13 protein-coding genes are annotated in these 10,358 nt (G+C 69.8%); 7 read left to right on the forward strand and 6 right to left on the reverse strand.

The window, feature by feature from the left end; genetic code table 11:
- Positions 1–75 precede the first annotated feature (75 nt).
- From M1203_RS06625 to M1203_RS06635, 3 genes are all read right to left on the reverse strand, one after another.
- On the reverse strand, positions 76–411 hold the full coding sequence (locus tag M1203_RS06625) for a YnfA family protein (protein ID WP_249948576.1): 336 nt from the start codon (positions 409–411) through the stop codon (positions 76–78).
- A gap of 44 nt (positions 412–455) precedes the next feature.
- Complete coding sequence (locus tag M1203_RS06630; RefSeq protein WP_249948577.1) at positions 456–1,235, reverse strand: MerR family transcriptional regulator; 780 nt, start codon at positions 1,233–1,235, stop codon at positions 456–458.
- Positions 1,236–1,529: 294 nt separating this feature from the next.
- A complete protein-coding gene (locus M1203_RS06635) occupies positions 1,530–2,057 on the reverse strand; it encodes an SMI1/KNR4 family protein (protein WP_249948578.1) in 528 nt (175 codons plus the stop codon).
- A gap of 260 nt (positions 2,058–2,317) precedes the next feature.
- Here M1203_RS06635 and M1203_RS06640 point away from each other — a divergent pair, with 260 nt between their 5' ends.
- The 7 genes from M1203_RS06640 (at position 2,318) to M1203_RS06670 (ending at position 8,506) form a co-directional block, all read left to right on the forward strand.
- Positions 2,318–3,187, forward strand: a complete 870-nt coding sequence (locus M1203_RS06640) for a HipA family kinase (protein ID WP_249948579.1) — start codon at positions 2,318–2,320, stop codon at positions 3,185–3,187.
- Positions 3,184–3,567: a DUF3037 domain-containing protein gene (locus M1203_RS06645; RefSeq protein WP_249948580.1), complete on the forward strand. Its 384-nt coding sequence runs from the start codon at positions 3,184–3,186 to the stop codon at positions 3,565–3,567. The genes M1203_RS06640 and M1203_RS06645 overlap by 4 nt, the downstream gene beginning before the upstream one ends.
- Before the next feature lie 151 nt (positions 3,568–3,718).
- The gene (gene fabG / locus M1203_RS06650; protein WP_249948581.1) at positions 3,719–4,480 is read left to right on the forward strand and encodes a 3-oxoacyl-ACP reductase FabG; all 762 of its coding nucleotides are present in this window, start codon (positions 3,719–3,721) and stop codon (positions 4,478–4,480) included.
- A 17-nt stretch (positions 4,481–4,497) separates the two neighbouring features.
- A complete protein-coding gene (locus tag M1203_RS06655; protein WP_249948582.1) occupies positions 4,498–5,304 on the forward strand; it encodes an SDR family oxidoreductase in 807 nt (268 codons plus the stop codon).
- A 121-nt stretch (positions 5,305–5,425) separates the two neighbouring features.
- Entirely contained in the window at positions 5,426–7,006 is a 1,581-nt protein-coding gene (locus tag M1203_RS06660) for an ABC transporter substrate-binding protein (protein WP_249949060.1), read from the forward strand.
- A gap of 97 nt (positions 7,007–7,103) precedes the next feature.
- A complete protein-coding gene (locus M1203_RS06665) occupies positions 7,104–7,796 on the forward strand; it encodes a uracil-DNA glycosylase (protein ID WP_249948583.1) in 693 nt (230 codons plus the stop codon).
- A 197-nt stretch (positions 7,797–7,993) separates the two neighbouring features.
- Positions 7,994–8,506, forward strand: a complete 513-nt coding sequence (locus tag M1203_RS06670; protein WP_283958304.1) for a hypothetical protein — start codon at positions 7,994–7,996, stop codon at positions 8,504–8,506.
- Between the two features lie 55 nt (positions 8,507–8,561).
- Here the strand turns inward: M1203_RS06670 and M1203_RS06675 are convergent, their stop codons facing one another.
- From M1203_RS06675 to M1203_RS06685, 3 genes are all read right to left on the reverse strand, one after another.
- Complete coding sequence (locus tag M1203_RS06675) at positions 8,562–9,011, reverse strand: hypothetical protein (RefSeq protein ID WP_249948585.1); 450 nt, start codon at positions 9,009–9,011, stop codon at positions 8,562–8,564.
- Positions 9,012–9,143: 132 nt separating this feature from the next.
- A complete protein-coding gene (locus tag M1203_RS06680) occupies positions 9,144–9,686 on the reverse strand; it encodes a DinB family protein (RefSeq protein WP_249948586.1) in 543 nt (180 codons plus the stop codon).
- Between the two features lie 42 nt (positions 9,687–9,728).
- Positions 9,729–10,349, reverse strand: a complete 621-nt coding sequence (locus M1203_RS06685; protein ID WP_249948587.1) for a TetR/AcrR family transcriptional regulator — start codon at positions 10,347–10,349, stop codon at positions 9,729–9,731.
- Positions 10,350–10,358 lie beyond the last annotated feature (9 nt).

The raw sequence follows: 10,358 nt of genomic DNA on the forward strand, positions 1-10,358 counted from the left end.
CTTGACGGGGCGGCTCCGAGGGGAGCCGAGGCGCGGGACCCCTCGCCCTGCCCGGCGTCTCGGCCTTCCCCCGGGTCAGTGGCCTCGGGGGGCGTACATGATCACGGCCATCCCGGCGAGGCAGACCAGGGCGCCGATGATGTCGAAGCGGTCGGGGCGGTAGCCGTCGGCGACCACGCCCCAGGCGATGGATCCGGCGACGAAGATGCCGCCGTACGCGGCCAGGATGCGTCCGAAGTTGTCGTCGTTCTGGAATGTGGCCACCACGCCGTACAGCCCCAGAGCGATCACACCGGCGCCGATCCAGATCCAGCCCTTGTGCTCGCGGATCCCCTGCCAGACCAGCCAGGCGCCTCCGATCTCGAACAGGGCGGCGACAACGAACAGGGCGATGGAGCGGGTGACAAGCACGTCAGGGATCTCTCTGGTGGGGAGGTGGTACGGGGGCGTCGGGATCAGCCGGCGGCCGTGCCGAACAGGTCGGCGAGCAGGCCGGTGCCTTCGGCGGGGGCGCGCACTTCGAGATGGAGGCGCCGGCCGTCGAGGTGGAGGCGGAAGTCGAAGAAGGGGCAGCAGCGCTGCTCGGCGGCGGCGAGTTCGGCGATGGTCCCGCACCGGTCGGCGGGCAGGGTCAGTCGCAGCCCGCCCGCTATCCCCACGCGGGCGGCGCCGTCGAGGGCGTGGTGCCACCGTTCGACGCGCTCGGCCATACCGTCGCCGGTCAGGGAGCAGGCGACCGGCGCACCTCGCCACCGTTCCTCTTCCCCCTCGGCGGCCGCGGGGCCGGGGGAGAGCGTGACATCGACCGGGGCCGATGTGGGCCTTCGCGGCCGGGTGAGGAAGCCGCACTGCGGATCACAGGGTTCTGCCCGGTCGGGCAGTGCGTCCAGGTGCTCAAGCGCGGAGTTCAGGGACGCGGTGAACGCGGTCAGCTCCGCGACGCGCCGTTCCGCCTCGTCCAGGCGCGCGGCGACGCGGGGCCGCAGTTCGGCCTTCACCTCGCGGCAGGCGCCGCTTTCCCAAACGGCGAGCAGCTCACGGATCTCGTCCAGGGGCAGGCCGAGGTGTTTGGCGGCGCCGATGAACGCCAGTCGCTCCACGGAGTCCTCGCCGTACGCGCGGTAACCAGCCGGCGTCCGGTCGGCGGGCAGCAGACCGGCGCTCTCGTAGTAGCGCAGGGTGGTGGCCGGGACGCCGCAGCGTGCGGCGAGCTGGGATATCCGCATCGCGCTCATGCCCGCCACGGTAAACCTTCGACTCGGCTCGAAGGTCAAGGCGGGTCGGCGGTCGGCGACCGCCGGGATTCGCGAGGCCCTGACCCGCCGAGCCTCATGAACGTCGGGGCCACGGCGCGACACCGCGCAGCGAACCATCGCCGCGCGGAGATACCACCGCGGAGCTGCCACATTGCTTGTCGTCTCCAACTCAGGCAAGTTGACGCCGAACGCGCACCCTGGCTTGCGGCCCGTGTCGGGCGACGGGTGAGAGTGTGCGGCTCGGGCTCGCTCCGCACATTCGGAACCTACTGATCAATCGGTCGTAATGTTCGGATCAGGGCCAGGCCAGCCCTGCGGCAGCCCCTCCGCGGGTACGGTGCCGGAGATGAGCCCGGCGAGATACCCGGTCAGGGACACCGAGAACTGCGGCCAGTCGTCCCACGATCCGCTCACCACGACGGTCCACTCATCAGGGCTGTCCCCGATGGTGCGCCAGTAGAACATGTCTCCCTCGTCGGAATCACCCCAGGGAATGAGTCCGCCCTTTTCCGGAAAGGGAACGTGTCCATGGGACATGTCCGAGTCCCGGAGACTCGCGAGGTTGTCGATGATTCCCTTCGTCACCTCGATGAACTCATCCTCCTTGCCCGGCACAGGCATGTGCAGGGCGAGGAAGTCGTCGATGATCAGCGGTGTGTAGACCTCGGAGAGTTCGACGAAATCGCTGGGCAGTCCGGTGCCGAGAGCACGCTCGATCCGCGCCCAGTCAATGTGCCGGCGAACGGGTGCCTGGTGCTCAAGGAGTCCGGGCAGTGTTCGTTCCAGAAGTGACAGACTCAACAGGTCACCTGTGTTCCCGCTCGATTCTGTACGACAACAGCTAAGGTCGGCATTATTCCGCCGCGCCGACCCGTCATGCCGGAGGCCGGGAACAAGGGCCGAGCAGCCATCGACGGCTTGCTCGGCGCGTGGAGGGAGCGGGCCGTCCGGCTGAAACTCCCCAGATTCTCCCCAGACGTGATCGTGGTGATCTCCCGGCCTGCGGACTTTGTGTGGAAATCCGTGGATCACAAGGTGCCTGAGCCGTATAGCCTGGGGAAATGCTCACCGAAGTCACCGCGACCCGCTATGTCACGCCCTTGCGTGAGGGCGGCTCGCTTCCGGGGATCGTCGAGGCCGACGATCTCGGTACGTACGTCATGAAATTCACCGGCGCGGGACAGGGCCGCAAGACCCTGGTCGCGGAGGTGATCTGCGGGCAGCTGGCCCGCAGGCTGGGGCTGAGGATCCCCGAACTGGTCCGTATACAACTCGACCCCGTGATCGGACTCTCCGAGCCCGACCAGGAGGTACAGGAGTTGCTGAAGGCGAGCGGTGGGCTGAACCTCGGGATGGACTATCTGCCGGGATCGATCGGCTTCGATCCGCTGGCCTACCAGGTGGGGCCGGCGGAGGCGGGGCGGATCGTCTGGTTCGACGCGGTCGTCAACAATGTCGACCGCTCCTGGCGCAACCCCAACATGCTCGTCTGGCATGGTGACGCGTGGCTCATCGACCATGGCGCGACGATGATCTGGCACCACAACTGGCCCGGTGCGCGGGCTTCCGCCGCCAAGCCGTACAACGCCTCCGACCATGTGCTCGCCGCCTTCGGCCCCGACATCGCGTCGGCCGCGGCCGAGCTGGCGCCGCTGGTCACCGAGGAGCTGCTGACGGAGGTCACCGCCGACGTACCGGACGAGTGGCTGGTCGACGAGCCGGGCTTCGACTCCACCGACGCGCTGCGCCAGGCGTATGTGGAGCCGCTGCTCGCGCGGGCCGGCACCATCCATGAGCGCATCACCCTCGACGCGCCCACCACGAACGGCCCGTCGCGGGCGCCCGGTTGGCTGGCCGACCGGCTGACGCCCGGAGCGCGGACCGGCGGGCGGACGGCTGACGGACAGAGCACCGAGGACGGCGGCCGGTGACCACCAAGGATGTCTACGAGTACGCGCTGCTGCGGGTCGTGCCGAGGGTCGAGCGCGGCGAGTGTTTCAACGCCGGGGTACTGGTCTACTGCCGCGCCCGGTCCTACGTTTCGGCCAGGACCCATCTGGACGAGGCCAAGCTGAGGATCCTCGATCCGGACGCGGATGTCGTGGGGGTGCGGGCGGCGCTGCGCGCCGTCGAGAGCGTCTGCCGCGGCGGCGACGCGGCCGGCCAGGCCGCGCAGGACGACGCGGGGCGGCGGTTCCGGTGGCTGATCGCGCCGCGCTCGACCGTCGTACAGCCCGGTCCCGTACACACCGGACTGACGGACGACCCGGGGGCGGAGGCCGAGCGGCTGCTCGATCTGCTGGTGCGCTGACGAACGGCGGCTCCGGATCCCGCCATCGGCACCGTCGGCCGTTGACACCGCGTGCCGTGGCTTCTAGCGTCTGTCTGCTGGGCCTACTAAGCGGTTGCTCAGTGGTCTTGGCGATCAGGAGTCGCAGGAGCCTAGGGCGAGGAGAACAGGGATGTCCACCACCGAGCAGCGCGTAGCCGTCGTGACCGGGGCGGCGCGTGGCATTGGCGCCGCCACCGCGGTACGGCTGGCGGCCGAGGGCCGCGCCGTCGCCGTACTCGACCTCGACGAGGCGGCGTGCGCGGACACCGTCGAGAAGATCACCTCCGCCGGCGGTACGGCACTCGCCGTCGGCTGTGATGTCTCCGACAGCGCGCAGGTGGAGGCCGCCGTCGCGCGGGTCGCCGCCGAGCTGGGGGCGCCGACGATCCTCGTGAACAACGCGGGTGTGCTGCGGGACAACCTGCTCTTCAAGATGACCGAGTCCGACTGGGACACCGTGGTGAACGTGCATCTCAAGGGCGCGTTCCTGATGGCCAAGGCCTGTCAGAAGTACATGGTGGACGCCGGGTTCGGCCGAATCGTCAGCCTCTCCTCCAGCTCCGCGCTCGGCAACCGAGGCCAGGCCAACTACGCGGCGGTCAAGGCCGGTCTCCAGGGCTTCACCAAGACGCTCGCCAAGGAACTCGGCAAGTTCGGTGTCACGGCCAACGCGGTGGCGCCCGGCTTCGTCGTCACCGAGATGACCGCGCAGACCGCCGCCCGTGTCGGCATGGACTTCGAGGAGTTCCAGGCCGCGGCGGCGAGCGAGATCCCGGTGCGGCGCGTCGGCAGGCCGGAGGACATCGCGAACGCCATCGCGTTCTTCGCGGGCGAGGAGGCCGGCTATGTCTCCGGTCAGGTCATGTACGTCGCCGGCGGACCGCTCAACTGAGGCCGGGGGCAGCGGACATGGCGGAGCAGAGGCGGCAGCCGGAGCAGACGCGGCAGCCTGAGCCGGAGCGACAGGCACCGGACAGCGGGAAGGTCGCCCTGATCACGGGCGCGAGCCGGGGCATCGGATACGGAGTGGCCGAGGCGTTCGTCGCGCGCGGCGACCGGGTGTGCATCACCGGCCGGGGCGAGGACGCGCTCAAGGAGGCCGTGGAGAGGCTCGGTTCCGACCGGGCGATCGGTGTGCCGGGCAAGGCGCACGACGAGCAGCACCAGGCGGCGGCCGTCGAACGTGTCATGGAGGCGTTCGGCAGGGTCGACTTCCTGGTCAACAACGCGGGGACGAACCCCGTCTTCGGCCCGATGGCCGAGCTGGACCTGAACGTGGCGCGCAAGGTGTACGAGACCAATGTCATCTCGGCGCTCGGCTTCGCCCAGCGGACCTGGCGGGCCTGGCAGAAGGAGAACGGCGGCGCGATCGTGAACATCGCGTCGGTCGCCGGGGTCTCGGCGTCCCCCTTCATCGGCGCGTACGGCATGAGCAAGGCGGCGATGGTCAATCTGACCCTTCAGCTGGCGCACGAGTTCGCGCCGGCGGTACGGGTCAACGCCATCGCGCCCGCCGTGGTCAAGACCCATTTCGCGCGGGCGCTGTACGAGGGCAGGGAGGCGGAGGCCGCGGCCGCCTACCCGATGGGACGGCTCGGGGTGCCCGAGGACATCGGCGGCGCCGCCGCGTTCCTCACCTCGGACCAGTCCGACTGGATCACCGGACAGACGCTGGTCGTCGACGGAGGCATCTTCCTCAACGCCGGGGTGGGGTGACGATTCCCGGCCCCAACCTCCCCAATAGCCCCACCGGATCAGCGTATTGATCCGGTGGGCGCCGCGATATGGTCTGCCGATCCATGGCTGAACAAGGAGCGTGAACGTGCGCGACGTGAACGTGTTCAACCGGACAACTCGGCGGGCCGCCACAACCCTGGCGGCCATGTCCCTGCTCGCGGGATGCGGCCTGTTCTCGGACGACGACGCGAAAGCCGAACAGAGGATAACCGTCGGCACGACGAGTGAGCCGAGCACCCTCGATCCGGCCGTGTCCTGGGACAACTCCTGGGAGATGTTCCGCAATGTCTTCCAGACCCTGATGAGCTTTCCGACCGGCAGTTCGTCCCCGCGACCCGATGCCGCGCGGGAGTGCCGGTTCACCGACACCGCCAACCGGGTGTTCCGGTGCGAGCTGCGTGACGGACTGAAGTTCTCCAACGGCCATCCGCTCGACGCGGCGGCCGTCAAGCACTCCTTCGACCGGATCCGCGGGATCAACGCGCCCGGCGGCCCCGCTGGTCTGCTGGAATCCCTCCATACGGTGGAGACGAGCGGGGACGACACCGTCGTCTTCCGGCTGCGGAAGCCGGACGCGACCTTCCCCTTCATCCTCGCCACGCCCGCCATGTCCCTGGTCCCCCCGGCCGAGTACCCGCCGGACAGGCCCCGCCAGGACGGCGGGATCACCGGCTCGGGGCCGTACGTACTCGCCTCGTACACCAGCGGGGACAGGGCGGAGCTGACCCGGAACAAGGACTACCGCGGATTCGCGAAGCACCGGAACGACGCCGTCACCATCCAGTACTTCAAGGATTCCGACACGGTCTTCCGCGCCTTGCAGAAGAAGGACATCGACGCCATCTACCGGGGCCTCACCTCGGAGCAGGTCGTCGAACTCGAACGCAAGGGGGCGCGGAACAAGGATCTCCAACTGGTCGAGGCCGTCGGCGCCGATATCCGCTATCTGGTGTTCAACCCCGCCGATCCGGCGGCCGGCAAGCTCGCGGTGCGCAGGGCGGTGGCCCAGATCGTGGACCGCGACGCGCTTGTTGCCAAGGTCTACCCGGGCACGGCCGAGCCGCTGTACTCGATGGTCCCCAGGGGCATTTTCGCGCACACCACCGGCTTCTTCGACCAGTACGGCGAGCCCGATGTGAACGAGGCGAGGGCGATCCTCGACGGCGCGGGCATCAGGAAGCCCGTGCCCCTCACGCTCTGGTACACCACGGACCGCTACGGGTCCGGGACGGCCGCGGAGTTCACCGAGCTGAAGCGCCAGCTCGAAGCGTCGGGGCTGTTCAGGATCAGCCTCCGGAGCAAGCCGTGGAAGCAGTTCCAGGCGGGCTACCAGAAGGGGGAGTTCCCCGTGTTCGGCCGCGGCTGGTTCCCCGACTTCCCGGACCCGGACAACTTCATCGCGCCCTTCGTCGGCACGAACAACGCGCTGGGCACCCCGTACGAGAGTCCGGAGATCACCCGGGAGCTGCTGCCCCAGTCCCGGCGGATGAGCGACCGCGCCGCGGTGAACGAGCAGTTCGAGCGCGCCCAGGAGATCTTCGTCGATGACGTACGGCTCCTTCCGTTGTGGCAGGGCAGGCTGTACGTGGCGTCGACCGACGACATCGGCGGCGGCGAGCGGGCGCTCGATCCGCAGACCGTCATGCAGATGTGGGAGCTGCACCGGAAGGCCGGCTGGTAGCCGCCGATGCCGCTGTCACCAGCTCCAAGAGACCGTTGTCAGTGGTCCCCGGTAGGTTCAGTCCTGCACAAGTGATCGCTTACCGGAGGTTGTTGACGTGACCGACACCGACATGCTGCCCGAGTCCTGGCGCGGCGTCCTCGGCGATGAGCTGCAGAAGCCCTACTTCAAGGAGCTGACCGAGTTCGTCGAGGAGGAGCGGGCCAAGGGGCCGGTCTATCCGCCGCGTGAAGAGGTCTTCGCCGCGCTCGACGCCACTCCATACGACAAGGTGAAGGTCCTCATCCTGGGCCAGGACCCTTACCACGGCGAGGGGCAGGGGCACGGGCTCTGCTTCTCCGTGCGGCCCGGTGTCAGGACCCCTCCCTCCCTGCGGAACATCTACAAGGAGATGAAGGAGGAGCTGGGCCATCCGGTGCCGGACAACGGCTATCTGATGCCGTGGGCCGAGCAGGGGGTGCTGCTGCTCAACGCGGTGCTGACGGTCCGCGCGGGCGAGGCCAACTCCCACAAGGGCAAGGGCTGGGAGAAGGTGACGGACGCGGTGATCCGCGCCGTGGCCGAGCGGCCCGACCCGGCGGTCTTCGTCCTGTGGGGCGCCTACGCGCAGAAGAAGCTGCCGCTGATCGACACGGAGCGGCATGTGGTGGTGAAGGGCGCGCACCCCTCGCCGCTCTCCGCGAAGAAGTTCTTCGGGTCGCGGCCGTTCACCCAGATCAATGAGGCGGTCGCCGCGCAGGGGCACGCTCCCATCGACTGGCGCATTCCGAACCTCGCCGACCGCGGCTGAGCCGCCGGACCGGCCGACAGGCTCGGGTCATCCGCCCGAGCCTGGAGGCCATTGTCCGTCATGCCGGATAGCGTTGTGTTCGTCGGATTTACTGGACGGCCCTTGGACGGTACCTGGAGTCCGGTCGGCGACGGCATGGACGGCATACGGAGGCGGCGGTAGTGAGGGAGCGGCAGGAGGCGTCGGAGGACGCCGTCATGACCAGGATCGGGCAGGCGGTCATGCTTCTCCATGGCGGCGACCGCGAGGAGGCGCGCAACCGGTTCGGTCTGCTCTGGGCGGAGCTGGGGGAGGCGGGGGACGCGTTTCACCGCTGCGCGCTGGCGCACTATATGGCCGATACGCAGGACGACCCGGGTGATGAACTGGCCTGGGATCTGCGGGCGCTGACGGCGGCGGACGGGCTGAGGGAGGAGTCGGCGGGCGATGACCGACCGGCCGGCGACGGGGCGGCCGGCGACGGGGCGGTCGATGACCCGTTGGCGGAGGCCCGGGTGGGCGTACCCGGCACCTCTTCGGTGGTGCGGGCCTTCTATCCGTCGCTTCATCTCAATCTCGCCGCCGACTATGTGAAGCTCCAGCGGCCGGAGGCGGCGCGGCTCCATCTGGACCGGGCGCGTGAGGCGGCGGACGCCCTGGGGGACGAGGGGGATGTGAACGGGGTCGGGGCCGGGATCGACCGGCTGGAGCGGCTGCTGCGCGAGCGGTGACAGAGAGAGCGGTGACAGGGGGAGCGGTGATAGAGGGAGCGGGGGATGGGGGGCGTCAATCGCCGTAGGTGTCACGGCAGATGCGGGCCTGGGGACTGTCCTTCGGCCACTGGCCGTAACGCTCCCCGAGCGCGCAGACATCGGCGATGGCCGGTGCGGGCGACGGCGTCGAATGCCGCTGTTCCTCGGGGCGGTCCTCGTGCCGTCGCTCGGGCCGGGACGTGGCCGGGGGCCGCGTGGAGCCGTTCGTCCGGTCCGGGGTGGGCCGGTCCCGGGCCGGCGGGCGGCTTTCGGCGGAGGAGCGTGGCGCCGATCTCGGGGCCGACGGGGGGACGACCGCCTCCAACGCCTCCTTGGCCGGGGCCTCGATGATCAGCGGCTCGGGCGCCCCCGGGGGCTGGATACCGCTGCTCGTTCCCGGGCGAGGCGAGGGACCGGGCGAGGCGTGCGGCTCCACGGCCATACATCCGGAGACGGCGGTGACCGCCACCCCCATCAGGATCATCGCCGTGCTTCTCGTTCGGTTGGTTCGGTGCACTTGGGCAACTCTGCTGGTTGGGGGCGCTGTTGGGGAGCGGAAGAGCGCGGATTGGCCCGGACGGGTGACGCCGGGCCGCGCGCCGTCCGCGCCGTCGGGTCAGTCGCCCGTCGCGCCGTCGATCCGCTCGCGAAGGAGATCGGCATGGCCGTTGTGCCGGGCGTACTCCTCGATCAGGTGGGTGTAGATCCAGCGAAGGGTGTACGGATCACCGGTATGGCGGCTGGGCTGTCCGGTGCCGAGCTCGTCGAGGGTGTGCCGCGCGGCCAGTTCGCGCGCGTGGGCGATCTCGGCGTGCCAGGTGGCGGACGCCTCCTCCCAGGTGTCGGCCTCGCTCGGGTGGAAGTCGCCGTCCGGGTCGGCGTCGGTGCAGTAGAGCGCCGCGCTCCGCTCGTCGGCCAGCCGGTTGCGGAACCAGTTGCTCTCGACCTCGGCCATATGCCGTATCAGACCGAGCAGGGTCAGCTCGGAGGGCGGAACGGACGCCTCCTTGAGCTGTTTCTCGTTCAGGCCGGAACATTTCAGGGCCAGGGTCTCGCGGTGATAGTCGAGCCAGCCCTCCAGCATCTCGCGCTCGCCGGCGAGGGTGGAGGGCTCGGTGCGCTGCGGTGTGGCTTCGGGTGTGGCCTCGGTGAATGTCATGGCGGACATACTCAGGGATGAGCCGCCCAGGTGGCGAATGCTTTAGGGCCCGTCCGGCCCGTCCGGCCCGTCTGGGGTCCCGAGCATTCCGCGCAGCAGTTCGGCGAACCCCAGGCGCAGCGCGTCCAGGGAGGGTACGGCGTCGTGGTACGAACCCGCCGCGCAGGAGAACATCAGCCCCTCGCACCAGGCCACCAGCGACAGCGCGTGCCGCTCGGGGGCGGCGGAGCCCGCCGCCGTCATCATCGCGACCAGTGGCTCGCGGAACCGCCGTCCCGTCTCGTCGTAGTAGGCCCGCAGCTCCGGTCGGCGGGTGGCCTCCAGCGCCAGCTCGTAGCGGGAGACGAGCAGTTCGGGGTGGCCGGTCAGATAGCGGTGCAGCGCGAGCGCGAGCGCGTCGACGGGTGCGCCCCGGCCGCCCGTACCGACGGGCATCTCGTCCGGGGTGAGCACCCGCGCCTCGCGCTCCGCCTGCCGCTGGACCGCCGCCTCCAGCAGCGCCTGCCGGGTGCGCGCGTGGTTGGAGGTGGAGCCCTGTGGGAGCCCGGCCAGTTCGTCCACGGCCCGGTGGGTCAGCCCGCGCATACCGCGCTCGGCGAGCAGGGCGAGTGCGGTGTCGGCGATCAGTTCGGCGCGGGAGGACCCGGTGGTGCGTGCGGCCATGGCACCAAT

The sequence above is a fragment of the Streptomyces sp. 35G-GA-8 genome, from assembly GCF_023534745.1.
GTDB lineage: Bacteria > Actinomycetota > Actinomycetes > Streptomycetales > Streptomycetaceae > Streptomyces.

Excerpts from the sequence above, each read along its gene's own strand:
- M1203_RS06630 (WP_249948577.1), bottom strand. The coding sequence starts at position 1,235 with ATGAGCGCGATGCGGATATCCCAGCTCGCCGCACGCTGCGGCGTCCCG.
- M1203_RS06640 (WP_249948579.1), top strand. The coding sequence starts at position 2,318 with ATGCTCACCGAAGTCACCGCGACCCGCTATGTCACGCCCTTGCGTGAG.
- fabG (WP_249948581.1), top strand. The coding sequence starts at position 3,719 with ATGTCCACCACCGAGCAGCGCGTAGCCGTCGTGACCGGGGCGGCGCGT.
- M1203_RS06655 (WP_249948582.1), top strand. The coding sequence starts at position 4,498 with ATGGCGGAGCAGAGGCGGCAGCCGGAGCAGACGCGGCAGCCTGAGCCG.
- M1203_RS06670 (WP_283958304.1), top strand. The coding sequence starts at position 7,994 with ATGACCAGGATCGGGCAGGCGGTCATGCTTCTCCATGGCGGCGACCGC.
- M1203_RS06675 (WP_249948585.1), bottom strand. The coding sequence starts at position 9,011 with ATGATCCTGATGGGGGTGGCGGTCACCGCCGTCTCCGGATGTATGGCC.
- M1203_RS06680 (WP_249948586.1), bottom strand. The coding sequence starts at position 9,686 with ATGACATTCACCGAGGCCACACCCGAAGCCACACCGCAGCGCACCGAG.
- M1203_RS06685 (WP_249948587.1), bottom strand. The coding sequence starts at position 10,349 with ATGGCCGCACGCACCACCGGGTCCTCCCGCGCCGAACTGATCGCCGAC.